General features: G+C 75.8%; 22 protein-coding genes. 11 read left to right on the top strand and 11 right to left on the bottom strand.

Annotated features, from left to right (window positions below; all coding sequences use genetic code 11):
- Positions 1-31: 31 nt before the first annotated feature.
- From JUB12_RS12845 to JUB12_RS12875, 7 genes are all read right to left on the bottom strand, one after another.
- On the bottom strand, positions 32-1,447 hold the full coding sequence (locus JUB12_RS12845; RefSeq protein WP_205695822.1) for an MlaD family protein: 1,416 nt from the start codon (positions 1,445-1,447) through the stop codon (positions 32-34).
- On the bottom strand, positions 1,444-2,757 hold the full coding sequence (locus tag JUB12_RS12850) for an MlaD family protein (protein WP_205695823.1): 1,314 nt from the start codon (positions 2,755-2,757) through the stop codon (positions 1,444-1,446). Before JUB12_RS12850 ends, JUB12_RS12845 begins: the two co-directional genes overlap by 4 nt.
- Positions 2,754-4,229 (bottom strand): MlaD family protein, encoded by a 1,476-nt coding sequence (locus JUB12_RS12855; RefSeq protein ID WP_205695824.1) that lies wholly within the window; start codon positions 4,227-4,229, stop codon positions 2,754-2,756. Before JUB12_RS12855 ends, JUB12_RS12850 begins: the two co-directional genes overlap by 4 nt.
- On the bottom strand, positions 4,226-5,626 hold the full coding sequence (locus JUB12_RS12860; protein WP_205695825.1) for an MlaD family protein: 1,401 nt from the start codon (positions 5,624-5,626) through the stop codon (positions 4,226-4,228). The genes JUB12_RS12855 and JUB12_RS12860 overlap by 4 nt, the downstream gene beginning before the upstream one ends.
- On the bottom strand, positions 5,623-7,131 hold the full coding sequence (locus JUB12_RS12865; RefSeq protein ID WP_205695826.1) for an MlaD family protein: 1,509 nt from the start codon (positions 7,129-7,131) through the stop codon (positions 5,623-5,625). The genes JUB12_RS12860 and JUB12_RS12865 overlap by 4 nt, the downstream gene beginning before the upstream one ends.
- Positions 7,128-8,456, bottom strand: coding sequence for an MlaD family protein (locus tag JUB12_RS12870; protein ID WP_205695827.1), 1,329 nt, complete (start codon positions 8,454-8,456; stop codon positions 7,128-7,130). Before JUB12_RS12870 ends, JUB12_RS12865 begins: the two co-directional genes overlap by 4 nt.
- Before the next feature lie 75 nt (positions 8,457-8,531).
- Complete coding sequence (locus tag JUB12_RS12875) at positions 8,532-9,101, bottom strand: TetR/AcrR family transcriptional regulator (RefSeq protein ID WP_205695828.1); 570 nt, start codon at positions 9,099-9,101, stop codon at positions 8,532-8,534.
- Positions 9,102-9,279: 178 nt separating this feature from the next.
- Here JUB12_RS12875 and JUB12_RS12880 point away from each other — a divergent pair, with 178 nt between their 5' ends.
- From JUB12_RS12880 to JUB12_RS12915, 8 genes are all read left to right on the top strand, one after another.
- A complete protein-coding gene (locus tag JUB12_RS12880) occupies positions 9,280-10,530 on the top strand; it encodes a S8 family peptidase (RefSeq protein WP_205695829.1) in 1,251 nt (416 codons plus the stop codon).
- Between the two features lie 75 nt (positions 10,531-10,605).
- Complete coding sequence (locus JUB12_RS12885) at positions 10,606-10,896, top strand: hypothetical protein (protein ID WP_205695830.1); 291 nt, start codon at positions 10,606-10,608, stop codon at positions 10,894-10,896.
- 39 nt (positions 10,897-10,935) lie between these two features.
- Entirely contained in the window at positions 10,936-11,148 is a 213-nt protein-coding gene (locus JUB12_RS12890; RefSeq protein WP_205695831.1) for a hypothetical protein, read from the top strand.
- A gap of 29 nt (positions 11,149-11,177) precedes the next feature.
- Positions 11,178-11,777 carry a dCTP deaminase gene (gene dcd / locus JUB12_RS12895; RefSeq protein WP_205695832.1) on the top strand — a complete coding sequence of 200 codons (600 nt, stop codon included), beginning with the start codon at positions 11,178-11,180 and terminating at the stop codon, positions 11,775-11,777.
- Positions 11,778-11,779: 2 nt separating this feature from the next.
- Positions 11,780-12,007: a hypothetical protein gene (locus JUB12_RS12900; protein ID WP_205695833.1), complete on the top strand. Its 228-nt coding sequence runs from the start codon at positions 11,780-11,782 to the stop codon at positions 12,005-12,007.
- Positions 12,008-12,089: 82 nt separating this feature from the next.
- Positions 12,090-13,445 (top strand): citrate synthase, encoded by a 1,356-nt coding sequence (locus JUB12_RS12905; protein ID WP_205695834.1) that lies wholly within the window; start codon positions 12,090-12,092, stop codon positions 13,443-13,445.
- Positions 13,446-13,550: 105 nt separating this feature from the next.
- Complete coding sequence (locus JUB12_RS12910) at positions 13,551-14,069, top strand: GNAT family N-acetyltransferase (RefSeq protein ID WP_205695835.1); 519 nt, start codon at positions 13,551-13,553, stop codon at positions 14,067-14,069.
- A gap of 168 nt (positions 14,070-14,237) precedes the next feature.
- Positions 14,238-14,429 (top strand): hypothetical protein, encoded by a 192-nt coding sequence (locus tag JUB12_RS12915; RefSeq protein WP_205695836.1) that lies wholly within the window; start codon positions 14,238-14,240, stop codon positions 14,427-14,429.
- A 147-nt stretch (positions 14,430-14,576) separates the two neighbouring features.
- Here the strand turns inward: JUB12_RS12915 and JUB12_RS12920 are convergent, their stop codons facing one another.
- Both JUB12_RS12920 and JUB12_RS12925 read right to left on the bottom strand, forming a co-directional pair.
- Positions 14,577-15,479 (bottom strand): PfkB family carbohydrate kinase, encoded by a 903-nt coding sequence (locus JUB12_RS12920; RefSeq protein ID WP_205695837.1) that lies wholly within the window; start codon positions 15,477-15,479, stop codon positions 14,577-14,579.
- A 2-nt stretch (positions 15,480-15,481) separates the two neighbouring features.
- Positions 15,482-16,141 (bottom strand): M48 family metallopeptidase, encoded by a 660-nt coding sequence (locus tag JUB12_RS12925; RefSeq protein WP_205695838.1) that lies wholly within the window; start codon positions 16,139-16,141, stop codon positions 15,482-15,484.
- Positions 16,142-16,236: 95 nt separating this feature from the next.
- Here JUB12_RS12925 and JUB12_RS12930 point away from each other — a divergent pair, with 95 nt between their 5' ends.
- Together JUB12_RS12930 and JUB12_RS12935 are read left to right on the top strand one after the other, a co-directional pair.
- Complete coding sequence (locus JUB12_RS12930; protein WP_205695839.1) at positions 16,237-16,608, top strand: hypothetical protein; 372 nt, start codon at positions 16,237-16,239, stop codon at positions 16,606-16,608.
- A gap of 32 nt (positions 16,609-16,640) precedes the next feature.
- Positions 16,641-16,889: a hypothetical protein gene (locus JUB12_RS12935; RefSeq protein WP_205695840.1), complete on the top strand. Its 249-nt coding sequence runs from the start codon at positions 16,641-16,643 to the stop codon at positions 16,887-16,889.
- A 12-nt stretch (positions 16,890-16,901) separates the two neighbouring features.
- Here JUB12_RS12935 and metF read toward each other — a convergent pair whose 3' ends face one another.
- Entirely contained in the window at positions 16,902-17,840 is a 939-nt protein-coding gene (gene metF, locus JUB12_RS12940; protein WP_205695841.1) for a methylenetetrahydrofolate reductase [NAD(P)H], read from the bottom strand.
- A 27-nt stretch (positions 17,841-17,867) separates the two neighbouring features.
- Complete coding sequence (locus JUB12_RS12945) at positions 17,868-18,875, bottom strand: MBL fold metallo-hydrolase (protein WP_205695842.1); 1,008 nt, start codon at positions 18,873-18,875, stop codon at positions 17,868-17,870.
- 24 nt (positions 18,876-18,899) lie between these two features.
- On the opposite strand from JUB12_RS12945, the gene JUB12_RS12950 reads away from it, so the two are divergent.
- Positions 18,900-20,090 carry an ester cyclase gene (locus tag JUB12_RS12950; RefSeq protein WP_205695843.1) on the top strand — a complete coding sequence of 397 codons (1,191 nt, stop codon included), beginning with the start codon at positions 18,900-18,902 and terminating at the stop codon, positions 20,088-20,090.

The following is a 20,090-nucleotide window of genomic DNA, read 5'->3' on the forward strand; positions in this document are numbered from 1 at the left end:
GCCGCTCGCGCGCTGCGCCCGCGCAACGGCCCTACGGCGCCACCTCCCGCAGCCGCGGGAACGCCGCCGTCTGGCCGCCGAAGGCCCAGGGCGCCTGGACCTTGCACGGCGGCGCCGTGCCCAGCGCGGGCAGCGCGGGCGGGTTGGAGGTGTGCGAGCAGGAGAAGGACTCGAGGCCGCCCTGACCGAGCTTGGCCAGCGCGCCGGGGGCGAGGTACGCGTTGTGGCGGTTGGTGGGCAGGCGCTTGGCCTGGTTGACCAGCGCCTCGGTCCAGATCGGGATGAGCACCCGCAGGTAGTGCAGCCGGCCCTGCGCGCCCGCCGGCTTGAAGGTCGCCTGGGTCGAGGCGGCGACGTTCATCCACGACTGCATGAGCTCGCGCTGGTAGCGCCCGACGTAGTCGGCGACCGGCCGCAGGTCCCGGGCGAGCGGGTCGAGGACGCCCACGAGCGGCCGGGCGGCGTCGACCGTGCGTCGCAGCGCCGGCAGGCCCGCGGCCGACGCGCGCACGACCGGGTCGACGTCGGCGAAGAGGCGCTCGAGCTCGGGCGCCAGCGCGGTGCCGTCGCGCAGCACCGGCCGGACGTCGGGCGCCGCGCGGCGCAGCTGGGCCAGGACGGGCCGGGCGTCGGCGAGCAGGCGGTCGGCCTCCTCGAGCGTCGGGCGCAGCTCGTCCTGGAAGGTGGGCAGCCGGCGGAGGAGGGCGCGGACGTCGGGGTCGCGGCGCGCGGTCGTGCGCAGGACGCGGTCGGCGGACGTGACGAGCCGGCGCACCGCGCCGTCGTCGCGGCCCAGCGCGGCGAAGACCCGGCCGGTGTCGCGCACCCCGTGGGACAGCGCGTCCTCCTGCGCGTGCAGGACCGCGAGCAGCCCGGCGCCGCGCTGCGCCGTCCCCGCCAGGCCGCCGAGGGCGTCGTTGAGGTCGGGCCCGCGGTCGCGCAGGATCGCCGCCGCGCCCTGGAGGCCGCGCTTGAACGCCCGCCGCGTCGGCGCGTCGAACGCGCGCAGGACCTCGTCGAGCTCGACCGTGCCCTGGACCTGCGAGCGCGGCAGCCGCGCGCCCTCGGGCAGCAGCGGCGCATCCGGCGTCCCGCGCGTGAGCTCGACGAACGTCTCGCCGAGCAGCGTCTTGAGGCGCAGCGTGGCCCGCGCGTCGCGGTGCACCGGGGCGTAGCGGGCGCGCAGCTCGAGCGTGGCGAGCGTGCGGCCCTGGCCGTCGGTGTCCAGCGCGACGACCTTGCCGATCGGCACGCCCGAGACGCGGACGTCCGCGTTCTGCGTGAGCTGCGTGGCCTCGTCGAACGGGACCTCGAGCCGGTAGCCCTTGGGCTTGAGCGGCGCGGGCCCGCCGAAGGACGTCCACAGGAACAGCAGCAGGCCGAAGCACGACAGAGCGAAGAGCACCATCGCCAGCAGGCGGCCGAGGGTCGGGGCCTGCTTGCTCACCGCCCGGCCCTCCGCGCGGGGGTCTGGCCGCTCGCGTCCGCCGGGCAGGCCGGCAGCTGGGTGATGACCCGCAGGACGGCGTGCAGCTCCTCGGGCAGGCCGCCGAGCGTGGAGCACGAGACGATGAGCCCGCCGCGCCACACCGCCCCCTGCGCGTCGTCGATCGAGAGGATCGAGCCGGCGTTGTGCAGGAACCACGCGGTCCAGAAGAGGTAGCCCTCCTCCGGACCCTCCGGGTTGTGGCCCAGCTCGTTGGTGACGTAGCGCAGGACGTCGAACGACGAGCTCAGGTCGGGGGTCTGGGCGAGCAGGTCGCGGACCGCCGGGCGGGCGCTGCGCAGCACCGGCCGCGCCTGCACCGCCAGGCCGCGGATCCGCCGCGCCGCCGGCCGTGCGTCGCGCAGGAGCGGGTCGACGCGCGGCAGCGCCGGCTCGAGGTCCGCGAGCGCCGGGCGCAGCGCCGCGACCGCCTGCGGCAGCCGGCGCGACAGCGGCCGGCTGGCGCTCAGCGCGTCCGTCGTCGCGCGCAGCGTCCCGGGCAGCCGCTCCAGGGCGCCCCGCACCGCGTCGTCCTGGCGGGCGATCGCGCCGAACGTGCGGTGCGCGCCGGTGACGAGCGCGCGCACGTCGTCGTCGCGCGCGGCGGCCGCGTCGGTCAGCCGCCGCAGCGACCCGACCAGGCGCCGCAGCTCGCCGCGCCGCGCGGTGATCGCCTCGGTGACCTTCGCCGTGCGCTCGAGCGACGGCGCCGCCGTGCGCAGGATCGCGCGGACGTCGCGCGCCCGGCCCTGCAGGCCGCGCCCGGTGGCCTGGGCGATCGTGCGCAGCCACAGCCGCGTGTCCTGGTCGAGGCCGGCGAGGACCTCGTCGAGGTTCACGTTTGGCAGCGTGCGCGACACCGGCAGGACGTCGTCCTGGCCGAGCAGCGGCGAGCCCTCGGTGCCGGGGTCGAGCTGCACGCTCATGTCCTGCAGCCCGGTCTTGGGGCGCAGGAGCATCGTCGCGTCGCGGTGGATCCTCGGGAGCTTCGTGCGGTCGACCTCGAAGGTCACCAGCGCCCGGCCGTCGACGAGGCGCACCTCGCGGACCTCGCCGACGTCGACGCCCGCGACCGCGATCGTCTGCCCCTGGCCGGGGGTGACCGCCTGGGCGGTCGAGAACGCCGCCGTGACCTCGTAGACGTCCTCCCAGGGGAAGCGCAGCCGCTGGTTGCTGAGGATGTAGCCGCCGACGGCGAGGGCCACGAGCACCATGCCGACGACCGCCGCCATCTCGACCGCGTAGCGGCGGACCTGCCCGAGCAGCGTCATCGGCCCACCCTCCGGGCCGTCGCGCGCAGCTCGCGCAGGAGCGCGCGGACCTCCGTCAGCGACGGCGCAGCCGCGGCGCGGACCTCCGTCGTCGGCGCCGGCGGCGCGGTCCGCGCCCGCAGGTCCACGGGCGGCTGGGTCGCGCACTCCACGTCGGGCCGGAAGGGCGGCGCCTGCGCGGTCTTGGCCGGGCGCGATCCGACGAGCGGGACGGCCTGCTGGGAGACCAGCCGGGTGAGGCTGGGCAGCTGGCCGCTCGAGACGAGGCTCTCGCCGAACGTCGCGAGGTAGCGGACCGCCGGGCCGTTGGCGTCGAAGCTCTGCGACGCGCTGGCCAGGCCCACCAGCCCGGTCATGAGCTCGCGCCACGCCGGCAGGCCGGTCGACAGCTCGCCGTCGTCGAGCTTGGCGACGAGGACCGGCAGCGCCTGGTCGTGCACGCAGCTGGCCACCGGCTCGACCTTGCGCAGCAGCTCCTGGAGCTCGGGGCGCAGCCGCTCGAGGTCGCGGACCGCGGGCCGGCCGTCACGCACGAGGCCCGGCAGGACGTCGTCGGCGAGCAGCCGGCCGGCCTCGCGCAGCAGCGGCGTGCCGAGGTCGAGCGTCGTCGAGGCGCGGCGCAGGACCGGCCGCAGGTCGCCCGCCAGCCGGCGCACCGACGGGATCGCCCGGTTGAGGTCGGCCAGCGCAGCGGGCGCCTGCTCGAGCAGGCCGTCGAGGCCCCGCACCGTCGCGGTCAGCGCACCGCGACGGTCGGCCAGGGCGTCGGTCGTGCGGCGCAGCCCCGTGACGAGCCCGGCGAGGTCGCGGCGGCGCTCGGCGAAGGCGCGCACGACGCGCTCGCCCCGGACCACGAGCGCGGCGAGGTCGTCGGGGCGCTGGCCGCGTGCCTCCTCGGCGAGCACCGCGGCGCCGGCCATCGCGCCGCGCAGCGGCCCGAACGTCGCGCGCAGCGCCTGCGCCCCGCCGTCGTCCAGCGCGCCGCCGAGGCCGTCGAGCGTCTGGCGCAGCGACGTGCGCGTGTCCGAGCGCAGCGCGCTGAGGACCTGGTCGAGCTGGACCGGGATGGCCGTCTGGCCCAGCGGGATCCGCCCGCCGTCCTCGAGCTCGGGCGCCTGCGGCGTCCCGGGATGCAGGTCGACGAAGAAGTTGCCCTCGAGGAACAGCCGCGGGCGCACCTTGAGCGTCGCGTCACGGTGCAGCGGCCGCCCGCCGTCGTCGATGCGCATCCGCACCACGCCCGTCGCGCCCTCGCCGCGGCGGACCTCGACGACCTCCCCCACCTGGACGCCGGCCACGCGCACCGGCGAGTCGGCGCGCAGCTCGGTGACCGACGAGACGACGGCCTCGACCTCGTAGCCGCCGCGGAACGGCAGCGGGCCGCCGAAGGCGAGGTAGAACGCGCCGACCCACACGGCGACGGTCAGCAGGCCGAAGCGCACCCGCGCCCCCACGCTGTCCAGCCGCCTCACCGCGGGCCGCCCTCCATGCCGGGGCCCGGAGGCGTGCCCTTCGGCGGCGCGGTCAGCTCGGTCGAGAACGGCTCGCGCTCGGGCGTCGAGCCGATGCGCTGCTGTCCGGTCCAGCGCTCGTTGCCGGTCTCGCACTCGCCGTCGACCGAGCCGTAGGGCGTCGCGTGCAGGCGCGGGCTCGGCGTCGCCGACTGGAGGACCTCGGGCAGCTCGAGGACCGGCGTGAACGAGAACCAGTTGCCGGTCTCGTCGCCCTCGCTGATCGTCGACGACGCGTTGCGCGTCCACAGCCCGAGGTAGTTGCAGGTGACCTGGAACGGGTTGGTCCTGCGCAGTGTCGGCTCGAGCGACGCGACGGCGGCGGTGAGGCCGGTCACGGAGTCGGGGGTGGCCGGGTCCTGCGACAGGCGCTGCAGCGCGCGCAGCGTGCGTTCCAGGTCCGGGCCGAGCGGGATCGCCCGGCGCAGGACCGGCGTTCCGCGGCGCACCGCGCGGTCGAGGCTGCGCGCGGCCGCGGGCAGCGCGCGCGTGCCCGGCCGCAGCTCGCGTGCCAGCGCCGCGGCGTCCGCGACGACGGGCCGGGCGCGGCCCAGCACCCGCGTGGCGACCGCCTCGGTCTGCGGCGCGCGGTCGAGCGTCGCGCCGAGGGCGTCGCGCTCGGCGTCCAGCGAGCCCAGCGTGGCCGCGGCGCCCTCGGTCAGCGACCCCAGCTGGGCGGCGACCGGCGCCGCCGCGCCGGCGGCCGCCTCCAGCCCGCGGATCCAGCCCCGCAGGTCCGTGCGCCGCGCGCGCAGCGTCCGGGCGACGGGGCGCAGCAGGCGCGTCGCCGGGCGCAGGGCCTCGATGCTCGCGCTGACGTCCTGCCCGCGCGACGCCAGCGCGTCGGCCGCCGGCTCGACCGCGCCGCGGAACGCCCGCCGCGACTCGGCGTCGAAGGCGTTGAAGACCTCGTCGAGCTCGACGATCCCGCCGGCCTGCGAGACCGGCAGCGTCCCGCCCGCCCGCACGCCGCGCCGGCTGCGCCCGCGCTGGAGCTCGAGGTACTTCAGCCCGAGCGTCGAGCGCGGGCGGACGGTCACCACGCTGTCGGTGGGCAGCGGCCGCTGGGGCTCCTCCAGCTTCAGCGCCAGCCGTGCGGCCACCGTGCCGTCGCGCTGCTCCTCGGCGGTGATCGCGTCGACCACGCCGACGCGCTCGCCGCCGACCCGGACGTCGTTGCCCGGCACGAGCGACGCCGCGTCCGGGACGAGCACCTCCACCTCGTAGGTGGGCACGAACGGCAGCCCGTCGTTGGCGTTGTAGGAGAGGAACATCGCCACGAGCGTCACCAGCACCGTGGCGGCGCCGATGAGCACCGGGTTGGCGGCGATGCTCGACTCGTTGGGGCGGCGGATCATCCGAGCAGGAGGTCGAGCAACGGGCCGACCGGGTCGGAGGACGGGGGCGACTGCCGCGGCCGGTCCCTGCCGCCGCCGAGCAGGCCGTCCAGCAGCTCGCGCGTGTCGTCGAGGAGCTGGGGGATCGCGCCCTTCGGCGCCTCGGGCGCGGCGGGCGACGTCGGGGCGGGCGCCGGCTCGGTCCTGGCCGGCGCGGGCGTCGTGGACGCCGGCGGCACGGGCGCGGGCGTCACGGGCCGCCGCGGGCGCTCGCGCTCGGCGCGGGCCGTCCCGCGCCGGGGCCTCGCCGTCGCCCGCACGCCACGCCCCGCCGCGAAGTGCGCGTCGCACGCCGGCACCGTCGTCGTCGCGTAGAGCGCGCACGCCGAGCCGATGAGGTGCGCGGGGATCGTGTGGGAGTAGCGGTCGAACCGCGACGTGGTCAGGGCGGCGTTGCGCGCGAAGGTCTGCAGGCCCTCGACGACCCCGCGGGCGCGCAGCGAGACGAGCAGCTCGTCGAGCAGGTCGGCCGTCGGCCGGGCCGCCGCGGCGAAGCGCCGCAGCCGGCGGACCACCGGCGCCGCCGCCCGCAGCGCGCGCTCCCCGGTGACCGAGGCGGTGCCCAGCCGGTCGAGCGCGGGGCGCGCCTCGTCGGCCAGCGGCCCCGCCGCGCGAGCCAGGCGGCGCAGCGCCGGAGCCGCCTGCTGGGCGTCGGCCAGGACCGGCTCGACGTCGCGCGCCGCGGAGGCCAGGTCGCGCATCGTCGGCTCGGCCTCGCGCAGCAGCGGCGGCAGCCCCGCGACCGTCCGCTCGAGCTGGGCGCGGCGCCGCGCCGTCACGTCCGCCACACGCGCGCCGCGCTCGAGCACGTCGCCCACCGCGCCGCGGTGCTCGGCCAGCGCCCCGACGACCCGGTCGGCCTCGTGGGTCAGGGCACGGATGCGCGCGCGGTCGCGCTCGACGATCCGCAGGACGCGGTCGGCCTCCTGCAGCGCCGGGTTGGCGCGGCGGATGACGGCGTTGAGGTCGTCGCCGCGCGCGGCGAGGCCGGTGCCGAGCTCGTTGAGGACGATCGCCACGCGCGTGGTGACCGGCTGGCGGAACGTCGCGGCGAGGAGGTCGGGGTCGACCGGCGCGTGGGTGTTCGTCACCGGGACGGTCGGGACCGTGTCCCCGCGACCGGCGAGCGGCCGCCCGCGCGGGGAGCCCGGCGCGCACTGCACGAACTTCTCCCCGATGAGCGACTGCGGCTGGATCGTGCAGTCCGCGTCGGAGCGAAACGGCGCGAAGTCGTCGTCGACCTCCATCTGCACCCGCGCGCGCCGGCCGTCCACGACGACGTCGACCACCTTGCCCGCCTTCGCGCCGGCCACCTTCACGTCCTGGCCCGGGATGAGGAACCCGGCGTTGTCGAAGAGCGCGTCGACGCGGAAGGTCCCGCCGCTGCTGCCGCCCGCACCGGACAGCACGGTCCAGCCCGCGGCGAGCGCGACGACGACCAGCGTGGCGGCGAGGACACGCCTCATCGGAGGCTGTCGGCCTCCTTGCACGGCGTCGCCGTCAACCACGGGTTCGACGCGTCGGGCGCCGCCTGCGTCGCCGCGCCGGGGCAGCGCTCGACGACGCCGCGGCGGAAGCGCAGGAGCGGGTTGTCGGCCGGCTGCGCGTCGCCGAGCGAGAGCAGGCCCGAGCCCGAGAACGGGTTGCCCTGCAGCCCGATGCGCGTGTAGTGGCCGTTGGCGTCGTAGGAGGCGCCGGTCGTCCCGCCGAACCCGTTGAGCAGGCCCGCGACGAGGTCGGGCGTGTAGGCGCGGACGCCGTCGACGACCCCCTCGTCCTGCAGCCCCCCGACCGCCTCGGTCGCCGCGGCGAACGCCGGGCGCGCGCGGTCCTCGAGCGCCGGGGCGCCGCGCAGCAGCGCGCCCGCGTCGGGCAGCAGCCGGCGCACGTCGCCGACGACCGGCCGGGCGGCGCGCAGCACGGGCCGGGCCGCCGCGAGGAACGCCCGCAGGCGGGGCGCGACCGGCACCGCGTCGCGCACGGCGGGGCGCAGGTCGCCCGCCGCGGCGCGGAGGTTGGCCAGCGTCGTGTTCGCGCGGCGCAGCGTGCCGGGCGCGGCGCGCAGCGCGCCGTCGAGCTCGTCCGCCGCGGCGGCCACGGCGTCCGCCGTCCCCGCCGCCGACACGACGCCCGCCGCCAGGTCGTCCTCGCGGGCGGCGACGGCGTCGACGACCGTGGCGCCCTCGACGAGGAAGCGCTCGAACGCCGGCTGGTCGGCGAGGAGCTGGTCGAGCGTCCGCGAGGTCTGGGTGAGCGCCGGGCTCAGCGCCTCGAGCCCACGGTTGGCCGCGGCCCGGTCGCCGCCGAACGCCGTCGCGGTGCCGTGGACGAGGTCCTGCAGCGCCGAGCGCGTCCCCGCGTCGAGCGTGTTGATGACGGCGTCGAGGTCGACGATCGGCTCGGTCGACTCCGCGCCGATGCGCCCGCCGTCGGGGATCGCCCGCGCGGAGTCGGGCCCCGGATGCAGGGCCACGAGCCGGCCCGCCACCGACGAGAGCGACGGCGAGCGGATCGACGCGCGCGTGCCCTCGTGCAGCGGCGTGAGGTCCTCGTCGGTGATGCGCAGCCGCAGCTGCGCCCGGTTGTCCGGCGTGAGCTCGATCGACTGCACCGTCCCGACCTCGGCGCCGCCGACCTCCACGAGGTTGCCCTCCACGAGCTGGCCGGCGTCCTGCGCCGTGACGACCACCTCGTAGCTGCCCGCCCGGCCGCCGACGAGCACCACGGCGACGACGGCCGCGGCGACCACCATCACGACGACGGCAAGCGCCCGCGCAGGGCTGGACGACACCTCGGCCCTCCTCCTCTCCCCGAGGTCGCTGCCGACCCTAACCGCGCGCCGAGCGCGCGGGCAACCGCCGGAGCCCTAGGGCGTGGAGAGCATCCGCCGGACCACCGCGCCGGCCTGCTCGGGTGAGAGCACGCGGCGGCGGATCAGCGGCAGCATGCCGACGATGAGCCCGCCCCAGGCCGCCGCCAGGAGCAGCGGCGGGAGGTCGCCGCGCAGCGCGCCGCTCTCGCGGCCGCGCGTCATCAGGGCCACCAGCGGCTCGCGCATCTCGACGTCGCGCTCCTCGCTGATCTCGTCGTGCACCGGCGTCATCCGCCAGGACGGGTTGGTCTCGCCGATGCGCAGGACCGCGGCGCTGAGGCGCTCGACCGCCGCGCCGGGCTCGCCGTCGGTGAGCTCGCGGTCGCGCAGCAGGGCGATCGTGTCGTCGAGCGACCGGCGGCGCAGCGCCATCAGGAGGTCGTCGCGCGAGGGGAAGTGCCGATGGACGGTCGCGCGATGGACGCCGGCGGCCTCGGCGATGTCCTGCATGGAGGCCCGTGGCTGGTCAGCGAGCAGGAGGGACGCGGCCTGCAGGATCGCGTCGATGTTGCGCAGCGCATCGCTGCGGCGTGCTCGGCCGGAGGACGGTTCCAGCTCCTTCACAAGCTCCGAGCGTAGACCTGCGACGCGCGACGCGCGGTCTTCTGCGGCGAACGGCAGGACAAGAATGCGGTGCACATCCCCGCATTCCGCCGGGGGGTTGTGTCCCAACCCTCGACGGAAGGCCGATCATCCGGCCAGATCGGTGCACGAGCGATGAGCCGCGGTCGACCACTGGGCCGTGCGACGTCTTCTCCCGGTCCTCACGGCGGCCCTCCTGCTGCCGGCGGTGCCCGCGTCCGCCGCTCGGATGTCGGCGCCGGACGGCACCGCCGCCACCCCCGCCGCGCAGCCCGCGCCCGCCAAGGCGCGCACCGCCGCCTTCCGCGCGGTGGCCCGCGCCTCCCAGGCGCCGAGCACCGACCCGCTGCTGCCCGACCAGTGGCCCCTGGCCGCCGACCAGTCCCTCCACGCGCCGGCCGCGTGGGCGCGCAGCGCCGGCGAGGGCGTGACGATCGCCGTCCTCGACACGGGCGTCGACCTCGGGCACCCGGACCTCCAGGGCGCGCTGTGGACCAACCCGGACGAGGTCGCCGGCAACGGCCGCGACGACGACCGCAACGGCTACGTCGACGACGTGCACGGCGCGGACGTGGTCGACGGCGACGGCGACCCCGCCGACCGCAACGGCCACGGCACCCACGTCGCCGGGATCATCGCGGCGCGCGCCGGCAACGGCGTCGGCGTCTCCGGCCTGGCCGGCCGTTCGCAGCTCATGGTCGTCCGCGTGCTCGACGCGCGCGCCGGCGGCGACACCGGCAAGGTCGCCGCGGGCATCCGCTACGCGATCGCCGAGGGCGCCAAGGTCATCAACCTCTCCCTCTCGGGCCCGGCCTCCAGCGGCGAGCTCGACGAGGCCGTCGACGAGGCCGAGCGCGCGGGCGTGCTCATCGTGAGCGCCGCCGGCAACACCGGCAAGGACCTCGGCCTCGTCCCGTCCTACCCCGCCTCGCTGCCCGACCCCAACGTCGTCGCCGTCGCGGCGAGCGACTCGGGCGGCGCGCTGGCCCGCCTCTCGGCCTTCGGCCGCGGCGTCGACGTCGCCGCCCCCGGCCAGGAGGTCCTCTCGACCGCCATGGGCGGCGGCTACGAGTGGCGCACGGGCACGTCGATGGCCTCGCCCCACGTCGCCGCGACCCTCGCGCTCCTGCTCGCGGCGCGCCCCGACCTCAGCGCCGACGCCCTGCGCACCGCCGTCGTCGGCACGGCCCAGCGCACCGGCCTGCCGGTCGAGGCCGGCTCGGTCGACGCCGCAGGCGCCCTGAGCTCCGTCCTCGGCCCGGCCCCCGCCTCGGCGCCCGCCACGAAGAAGGCCAAGCCGAAGAAGAAGGCCAAGAAGAAGAAGAAGAAGGCCAAGGCCTCCAAGAAGAAGAGCTCGAAGAAGAAGAAGGCGAGGAAGAGCTCCAGGTCCAAGCGGCGCACGAAGCGCTAGGTCGTCGGCGGGCGCCCGTCGGCGCCAGGAGGACAAGGCGCACTTCGGCTTGCGCACCGCGGGTAGCATCCCGCCATGGACTGGGGCTTCATCTGGATCATGCTCGTCCTGAAGATCCCCGTCTTCGCGCTGCTCTGGCTCGTCTGGTGGTCGGTGCGCCAGACGGACGACGAGCCCGGCGAGGAGGAGTCCGGCGGCGACGGCGGCACGAAGCGCCCCCGCCACCCGCGCCCCAAGCGCCCCTCGCCACCCCGGACCCGCGGCCCGCACGACGGCCGCCGCGCACCGGCTCCCGCGCGCGTGCGCACGAGCGCGTGCGCACGCGACCGGGTGAGCGTCCCGCGCCGCCCGCTGCGCACGCCCTAGCCACGTGTCGCCCCGGCGGGCGCCGGGGAGCACGAGGCCATGGAGCACGACGGTCCCGGCCGCGCCACCCCCGGTGGCGAGTCCCCCTCCGCCGACCGCCCGCTGGCACCGGGCGAGGGCGACCGCTCCCCCTCGCCCCGGGACCCGGGCGACAGCGGCGAGCTGGGCTTCTTCACCGCCGACGAGGAGGCCACGCACGACGAGCGCACCGCGCAGGAGGGCGCCCGGCGCGACGAGGCCGGCCAGCCCTAGACGGCCACCGCATCTGATGGGATGGAGGCATGGACACGGCCTCCGTCCTCTCCGACGGCACGATCCGCCGCCTCGTCGAGGAGGGCCGGCTGCGCATCGAGCCGTGGGACGCGCAGATGGTCCAGCCCGCGAGCGTGGACCTGAAGCTCGGCCCGTCCTTCCGGGTCTTCCACAACCACCGCATCCAGGCGATCGACCTGGCCGACCCGCCCGGCGGGCTGACCGAGCACGTCGCCATCGAGGACGACGGCACGTTCGTCATCCACCCCGGCGAGTTCGTGCTCGGCCGCACGGTGGAGCACGTGACGATGCCCGACGACCTCGTCGCCCGCATCGAGGGCAAGAGCTCGCTGGGCCGCCTCGGGCTCATCGTCCACGCCACGGCCGGCTTCGTGGACCCGGGGTTCACGGGGACGCTCACGCTCGAGATCACGAACTTCAACAGCGTCCCCATCGTCCTGCGGCCGGGCCTGCCGATCGCGCAGCTCAGCCTCATGACGCTCGACAGGCCGGCGGAGCGCCCGTACGGCCATCCGGAGCTCGGCAGCCACTACCACGGCCAGGTCGAGGCGACCGAGTCGCGCTACGAGGGTGGTCCTGGCGAGCCCCGCCGGGATAGGGTCGGCTGACCATGCTCGACACGCTCTTCCTGCTGGCGGCGGAGGTCCACGAGGAGGAGCCCTCCAAGACCGCGTTCTACGTCCTCGGCGGGATCCTCGCGGTCTGGGCGGTGTTGCTGTCGGCCTACGGGCTGCGCCGGGCGGACTGGCCCACCACGGGCGGTCCCGCCAAGGCGGTCATGGGCGTGACCGCGCTGCTGGTCGTCGGCACGATGGCAGCCTCCATCGCCACGGGCTAGCGCTGCTTGTCCGCCGCTCGGAGCGGGCAGAGACGGGCGAAGTAGAGTCCGCCGCGATCCGCGAACCGAGAGGGAGACAGCCTTGAGCACCGACACCGAGACGCAGCAGGGCAACGGCGCCGCGACCGGCGATCAGACCCTGACCGTCACGGACAACCGGACGGGCAAGACCTACGAGGTCCCGATCACGGACGGGACCGTGCGGGCGATGGACTTCCGCCAGATGAAGGTCGACGAGGACGACTTCGGCCTCATGACCTACGACCCCGCGTTCACCAACACGGCGTCCACGCGGTCGGCGATCACCTACATCGACGGCGACAAGGGGATCCTCGAGTACCGCGGCTACCCCATCGAGCAGCTGGCCGAGAAGAGCAGCTACCTCGAGGTCGCCTACCTGCTGATCTTCGGCGAGCTGCCGACCCGCGAGCAGCTCGACTGGTGGACGAACCAGATCACCGTGCACACGTTCGTGCACGAGAACATCAAGTCGTTCATGCAGGGCTTCCGGCACGACGCGCACCCGATGGGGATGCTGCTCGGGTCGGTCGGCGCGCTCTCGACGTTCTACCCGGGCGCGAAGGACATCAAGGACCCGGAGTGTCGCCTGATCCAGACGATCCGGCTCCTGGCGAAGATGCCGACCCTCGCGGCGTTCTCCTTCCGCCACATCATGGGCCAGCCGTACGTCTATCCCGACAACGACCTGGCCTACCCCGGCAACTTCCTGTCGATGATGTACAAGATGACGGAGGTCCGCTACGAGCCGGACCCCCGGCTCGAGCGCGCGCTCGACATCCTCTTCATCCTCCACGCCGACCACGAGCAGAACTGCTCGACGAACGCGGTCCGGGCGGTCGGCTCCTCGCAGGTCGACCCGTACTCCGCGGTGGCGGCCGGCATCGCGGCGCTCTACGGGCCGCTGCACGGCGGCGCCAACCAGGCGGTCCTGGAGATGCTCCGCCGGGTCGGCAAGAAGGAGAACATCGCCGACTTCATGCAGGGCGTGAAGGACGGCAACGAGCGCCTGATGGGCTTCGGCCATCGCGTCTACAAGAACTACGACCCGCGGGCGCGGATCATCAAGGCGGCGGCTGAGGACGTCTTCGAGGTCACGGGCAAGAACCCGCTGCTCGAGATCGCGACGGAGATGGAGAAGATCGCGCTGGAGGACGACTACTTCGTCCAGCGCAAGCTCTACCCGAACGTCGACTTCTACTCGGGCCTCATCTACGAGGCGCTCGGCCTGCCGGTCGAGATGTTCACGGTGATGTTCGCCATCCCGCGCACCTCGGGCTGGATCGCCCAGTGGCTCGAGATGGTCACCGACAAGGAGCAGAAGATCGCCCGTCCGCGGCAGATCTACACCGGCGACCGCACGCGCGACTACGTGGACATGGGGTCGCGCTCGGGCGGCGAGATCCCGAGCGGCGCCTAGCGCCCGGGCACATCCGCAGGGCCTGGGACGGGGGTGCGGGGGACCGCACCCCCGTTCTGTGACCGCCATCACCACACGATAGTTGCATTTCAGTACTTTGTGCCTGTGCGGGTCGTCCTCCCCACAGGTCTGCAGCTCCGCGTCCGGCCGATCCGCTCGGCCGACAAGCTCCTCATCGCCGACGGGCTGGCCCGGCTGAGCCCGGAGTCCCAGCACCGGCGCTTCCTCGGCCCCAAGCCGCGGCTGTCCGCCAAGGAGCTGCGCTACCTCACCGAGGTCGACCACGTGGACCACGTCGCGCTCGTCGCCGTGCGCGAGGACCGGCCGGACGTCGTCGTCGGCGTCGGCCGCTGGGTCCGCGACCGCGAGCGCCCCGACCAGGCCGAGATCGCCGTCGTCATCGCCGACGACCTCCACGGCCTGGGCCTCGGCTCGCGGCTGGGCGAGGCGCTGGCCCGCGCCGCCGCCGCGCGCGGCGTTCGCCGGTTCACCGCGACGATGCTCGCCGACAACACCGCCGCGCACCGGCTCATGGCGCGCATCGACGAGGCGCTGGCCCGCGAGCTCGCGACCGCCGACCTACCCCGCGTGGCGCCGGCCTTCTCGCCGCCCGTCGCGGCGTAGCCCTACCCGCCGTAGGCTCGGGCGATCAGCGCCTGGACCCTGACCCTCCGCCGCCGCGGGAAGACCGAGAAGGCGCGCTTCGACGACGCCGGCACGGCCTTCCTCGCCCTGGAACGCCGCCTCGACGAGCTCGCCGCCACCGAGCGCCGCGGCACCGAGAAGGCCTTCGTGCGCGAGGTGGAGCCGGTCCAGCAGGTCGCCGCCCGCGCGGAGCTCACCGGCCCGGACCGCCGCCGCGGCGGCGTCGACCTGCGCGGCGACGGCTCCCGCGAGGCCTTCACCGGCCGCTGGCGCAAGGAGGTCGTCGAGCAGCACCCCGGCGAGGACGCCGTCGCCGCCCTGCGCCGCGCCCTGGCGTGAGAAGCAGGGGCCTGTCCCCTTCTTCGCACGGCATGCCCGCGCCCCGCAGCCCCGCCGCGCGCCCACGCCGCGAAGAAGCCCTGCTCCTGGGCGGTTTCTGAGGCGGTGGACGCGACCCGTGAGAAGCAGGGGACTGTCCCTTTGTCCTCACGCGACGCGGAGGGGGGCGCCGTCGAGGAGGGTCGCCGCGGAGGCGACGTCCGGCGCCGGCAGGCAGAGCGTCGCCGCGCCGCAGCGGGCGCCGAGGGCGCAGGCGTCGGGGAGGGGCAGGCCGGCACCGAGGGCGTAGGTGAGCCCGGCCGCGAAGGTGTCGCCGCACCCGTAGCTGTCGTGCGGCGTCCCGGGCAGCGGTGCGGCGCTCCAGCGGCCGGCGCCGGCGGCGTCGCACAGCCGCGCCTCGGCCAGGTCGTCGCTCGCGCCACCCGGTCGCCAGTGGCCGCCGGCCGCGCCCTCGGTCTGCACGACGGTGCGGGCGAGCGCGGCGAGGGTCTCGTCGACGCGCTCGCCGCCGTCGCTCGCGCTGCCCACGACGACGTCCAGCACGATGCCCGCCTCGACGAGGGCGTCGCGGGCGCGCGGCGTGGCGACGACGACCTTGGCCGCCCGGGCGGCCCGGACCGCCGCCGCGTCGCCGCCGGTGACGTAGACCGCGTCCCACGTCGCCGCGTCGTCCCAGCCGAGGTCGTCCGAGCCCCACGGCACGAGCCGCTCGCGCGCCACGACGATCGAGCGCTCGTGCGCGGCGTCGAGCAGCGTGATCGCGCGGCGCTGGCCCTTGCCCGCGCGCCGCACCGCCCGCACCGTCACCCCGCGCGCCTCGAGGTCGCCGAGGGCGTCGTCGCCGGTGCGGTCGTCGCCCAGCGCGCAGAGGAACGTGCAGGAGCCCGCGAGCGCGGCGAGCTGGAACGCCGCCATCGCCCCGCCGCCCCCGGCGCGACTGCGGATGCCCGACGCGTGGACGATCTCCCCCGGCCGCGGCAGGTGGTCGACCGCGACGACGTCGACCCACTCGACGTGCCCGACGACCGCGACGCGCGGCGGGCGCGCCACGCTCAGAGGACCAGGGTCGCGCCGTGTCGCCGCAGCCATCGCTGCGGCTCGGCGTACCCCGGCAGGTGCGATCCGAGCAGCGACCAGAAGCGCGTGGAGTGGTCGAGCACCACGAGGTGGCACGCCTCGTGCCAGACGACGTAGTCGAGCACCGCCTCGGGGGCGAGCAGCAGCCGCCAGTTGAACGACAGGCCGCCCTTGGACGTGCACGAGCCCCAGCGCGTGCGCTGGTCGCGCACGGTCAGCGACGTGTACGAGACGCCCAGCGCGGCGGTCGCCGCGTCGACGCGCGGCACGAGCTCGGCCCGCGCCTGGCGCCGGTACCAGCGCTCGAGCGCCGCCCGGGCGTCGCCCGCCGGCACGAGCAGGACGTCGCCGCGCCGGTGCACCCGCGTGCGCCCGTGCTCGGGCACGAGCTCGAGCGCGGTGCCGAGGTAGGGCACCGTCGAGCCCCGCGCCTCGACGTGCGCGCGCGCCGCTGCCGCCTCGGCCAGCCGCCGGTCGATCCACGGGCGCAGCTCGACGACCGCCGCCTCCGCGTCGCGCACCCGCGCCCACGTGGGCAGGACGACCTCGACCGCGCCGTCGCGCGGGTCGACCCGCACCCCGACGCGCCGGGCGCGCGACGAGCGGCGGATGGAGTAGGCGAGCTCGGAGGCCACGACGGCGGCGCAGGGTACGCGCCGGCGCGGCGGACGCCTGACGTCGGGACCCCACACACCCGATCACGTCCGCGCGCATCGGGTAGCGTCGCGCCGTGGCACAGGACGTCGAGGTCCTGGTGGCGGTGGCGCACGGGCTGGCCGGGCACGTCGCGGCGGTCGTGCGCGACCCCGAGGGCGGCGTGCTGCTGACGAGCTCGTCGTCGCACGGCGCCGGCGCGCTGCTCGACGACGACCACGACCTCGCGCTCGAGGGCTACGACGACCACGTGGTGGTCGGGGGCCTGCTGCCCGACGGCGCGGTCGCCGCGGACGTCGACGACGAGGCGGGCGCGGTGCACGCCGCCGCCTGCGACCGTGGCGCGTGGGTCTGCGTCCTGCCCGCTTCCCGCCGCGTGCGCCCGCCCCGCGTCGTCTTCCGCGACCCCAGCGGCGCGGTCGTCCCCCGCCGGCGCCGGCAGCTGTAGTGGCGCGCTCCCGAGTCCGCCTCCCCGCCGGGGTGCGCCCGCCCTTCGAGGTCTACGTCTCCGGCGTGCGCCAGGAGCCCGGCGTCGACTTCGAGGTGGCCGACGGCGTCCTGCTCTTCGAGCGCGAGCTGCGCAAGGACCACATCAGCGGCTGGCGGTGGTTCCTCGGCGCGTGGGGCGTCGGGACCTACCGCCAGGACGACAGCGTCGACATCCGCTACCAGCGCGACGGCCGCACGCTGGTCGCCGAGGGCCTCGAGCCCGAGGTCCTCGACGACTGAGGCCGCGGGTCGCTAGGCCGCCGGCGCCGGCGGCTTGCGCGCCTCGCCGAGGCCCGTGCGCTCCGCGTCCCACGGACGCCACAGGCGCAGCGCGCTGAGGATCGCGCGCGTCGCGGGCGAGCGGTTGAGCGTGTAGAAGTGGATGCCCGGCGCGCCGTGCGCGAGCAGGTCCGCGCACTGCATGACCGCGTAGGAGACGCCGAAGGCCGCGACCGCGGCCGGGTCGTCCTTGCGGGCCTCGAGCTCGCCGATGACGTGCTCGGGCCACGTCGCCCCGCACATCGTCGTGATGCGCGCGATCTGGGCGTAGTCGGAGATCGGCATGACGCCCGGGATGATCGGGACGTCGATCCCCGCCTCGCGCGCCCGCGCCACGAAGTCGTGGAAGACGCCGTTGTCGAAGAAGAGCTGCGTGATGAGGAACCGCGCGCCCGCGTCGGCCTTCGCCTTGAGGTAGTCGAGGTCGGCCTCGGGCGAGACGGCGTCGAGGTGCGTCTCGGGGAAGCACGCCGCCCCGACGGCGAAGTCGAACTCGCGGTCGATGAGCTCGACGAGCTCGCGCGAGTACTCGAGGCCGCCCTCGGTCTTCGTCCAGCGGTCCTGCCCCTGCGGCGGGTCGCCGCGCAGCGCCAGGACGTTGGAGATCCCGGCCTCCTGCATCTGGGCGAGCGTCGCGCGCAGGTCGTCCGTGGTCGCGTTGACGCAGGTGAAGTGCGCCATCGCCTCCAGGCCGAACTCCTCGCGGATGCGCGTGACGATCTCGATGGTCTTGCCCCGGGTGCTGCCGCCGGCGCCGTAGGTCACCGACACGAAGTCGGGGCCGAGCTCGCGCAGCTCGCGCAGGGCGGCGTAGAGGTTCTCCTCCCCCTCGGGCGTGCGGGGCGGGAAGAACTCGAAGGAGAAGATCGGCTCGCCGGAGCGGCCGGCGTCGAGGAGCTCGTCGATGCGCATCGCACGCCGAACCTTGACACGATCGTGTCAAGGTTGCAAGCGCCAGCGCTCGGGCTCGCCGTCGGCGCCCGCCATGCGGACCGCCTCCTCGCGCACCTCGAGGTGGCGCAGCGCGCACATGGTCTGCGCGATGAGCCAGTGGCCGGTCAGCGGCGTGAGCGCCTCGCCGAAGACGCCCTGGGCGACCTCGAAGGCCGTCGGCTCGCCCCCCGCCACCTGCTCGCGGACCTTCCGGACGATCTCCAGCGTCGCCTTGCGCGCCGCGTCGGTGTGGCCGGGGACGTCGCTGAACGTCCGGCCGTGGCCCGGCAGCGCGAGGCGCACGTCGAGCCCGTCGACGACGTCGCACGAGCGCAGGAACTCCCCCATCGGGTCCGGCGTCCAGCCGTAGTCGAACCACAGGGAGACCCGGCCGAGCACCTGGTCGCCGCTGAGCAGCAGCCGCCGCTCGGCCTGGTGCAGGACGACGTGCGACGGCGCGTGGCCCGGCGTCTCGTGGACCGTCCACGTCCCCAGGTCGGTGCGGACCTCGACGCCCGGCAGCAGCTCGCGGTCGGGCTCGACGATCCCCGCCACGCCGGCGTCCCGGCCGCCCCGCTCCTCGAGCACGCGCTGCAGCGCCGCCTCGGGCACCCCGCTCGTGCGGGCGACCTCGAGCCGGCGCCGCAGCGCCTCGTCGGGGTCGTCGGCCATCTTGCGCATGTGGTCGAAGTCCGGGTGCATCCAGAGCTCGCACCCGGTCCGCTCGACGATCGTCTTCGCCTCGCCGTAGTGGTCGGAGTGCGCGTGGGTGCAGACGAGCAGCCGGATGTTCTCCACGCGCAGGTTGCACTGGGCCAGCGCGCGCTCGAGGTGCGCCCACGACCCGGGCTCGTGGATGCCGGTGTCGACGAGCACGATGCCGTCGCCGGCGGCCAGCGCCCAGGCGTTGCCGTGCGGGACGCCCGGCCAGGGCAGCGGGAGGCGCAGCCGCCACACGCCGGGCAGCACCCGCTCCCCGCGTCCGACCTCGCGCTTGCGCTGAGCCTCAGGCACCCGCCCAACATAGACTCGACCGCCATGAGCCAGACGCGCGACGTGGCCCGCCAGTACTTCGAGGCGATCGGCCGGCGCGACGTCGACGCGGCCGTCGCGCTGTGGGAGCCCGGAGGCCGGGAGCACGTGCACGGCCAGGTCGACACGACGGCGCCCGACGGGGTCCGCGAGTTCCTGCAGGGCATGCTCGACGCGCTGCCCGACGCCGAGCTCGAGGTCCTCTCGCTCACCGCGGAGCGCAACCGCGCGGCGGTGCACTGGACCGCGCGCGGGACGTTCGCCGGGGGCGAGCTCAACGGCATCGGTCCGACGGGCGCGAAGATCGTCCTCGAGGGCGTCGACGTCCTGGTCGTGAAGGACGGCCGGATCCACTCCAACGACGCCTTCCTGGACGGCATGGGCCTGGCGCGGCAGGTCGGCCTGCTGCCGGCGCAGGGGTCCAAGCAGGAGGCGCGGCTGGCCAGGGCGTTCAACCTGCGCACGCGCGTGGCCGCCGCCTTCCACGCCGCGCCGGTCGAGCAGATCGCCCAGGACGTGTGGATCGTCCGCGGCGGCTTCCCGTCGCGGACGATGAACGTCTACCTCGTGCGCGACGGCGACGGCGTGATGCTCTTCGACGCCGGCATCAAGCAGATGACCCACGCGGTGGCGGCGGCCGCGGCGTCGCTGGGCGGCGTGACGAAGGTCCTGCTCGGCCACGCCCACCACGACCACCGCGGCGTCGCCCCCGCCCTCGGCGCCGACGTCTGGTGCCACAGCGCCGAGCGCGAGCACGCGGAGGGCGACGGCGGCTGGGCCGACGACTACGACTTCTCCAAGCTCAAGGCGGTCGGCCGGCAGGTCTACCCGCGGCTGCTGCCGTTCTGGGACGGCGGGCCGGTGCAGGTGGCCAGGACCGTCGAGGAGGGCGACGAGCCGGCCGAGGGCTGGAAGGTCGTCCACCTCCCGGGCCACGCGCCGGGGCTGATCGGCATCGTGCGCGAGCGCGACGGCCTGGCGCTCGTCAGCGACTGCATCTACACGATCGACCCCGAGACCTCGATCAAGGGACCGCCGCGCGTGCCCCATCCGGCGTTCACGCCCGATCGCGAGGCCGCGCGCGCGTCGGTGCACAAGCTCGCCGAGCTCGGGCCCTCGATCGTCTGGGCCGGCCACGCCGAGCCGGTGAGCGAGGACGTCCGCGGCCAGCTCATCACCGCGGCCGAGACGACCTGA

The organism is Conexibacter sp. SYSU D00693 (assembly GCF_017084525.1).
Classification (GTDB): Bacteria; Actinomycetota; Thermoleophilia; order Solirubrobacterales; family Solirubrobacteraceae; genus Baekduia.

Excerpts from the sequence above, each read along its gene's own strand:
- JUB12_RS12850 (WP_205695823.1), bottom strand. The coding sequence starts at position 2,757 with ATGACGCTGCTCGGGCAGGTCCGCCGCTACGCGGTCGAGATGGCGGCG.
- JUB12_RS12860 (WP_205695825.1), bottom strand. The coding sequence starts at position 5,626 with ATGATCCGCCGCCCCAACGAGTCGAGCATCGCCGCCAACCCGGTGCTC.
- JUB12_RS12865 (WP_205695826.1), bottom strand. The coding sequence starts at position 7,131 with ATGAGGCGTGTCCTCGCCGCCACGCTGGTCGTCGTCGCGCTCGCCGCG.
- JUB12_RS12885 (WP_205695830.1), top strand. The coding sequence starts at position 10,606 with ATGGACTGGGGCTTCATCTGGATCATGCTCGTCCTGAAGATCCCCGTC.
- JUB12_RS12890 (WP_205695831.1), top strand. The coding sequence starts at position 10,936 with ATGGAGCACGACGGTCCCGGCCGCGCCACCCCCGGTGGCGAGTCCCCC.
- dcd (WP_205695832.1), top strand. The coding sequence starts at position 11,178 with ATGGACACGGCCTCCGTCCTCTCCGACGGCACGATCCGCCGCCTCGTC.
- JUB12_RS12900 (WP_205695833.1), top strand. The coding sequence starts at position 11,780 with ATGCTCGACACGCTCTTCCTGCTGGCGGCGGAGGTCCACGAGGAGGAG.
- metF (WP_205695841.1), bottom strand. The coding sequence starts at position 17,840 with ATGCGCATCGACGAGCTCCTCGACGCCGGCCGCTCCGGCGAGCCGATC.
- JUB12_RS12950 (WP_205695843.1), top strand. The coding sequence starts at position 18,900 with ATGAGCCAGACGCGCGACGTGGCCCGCCAGTACTTCGAGGCGATCGGC.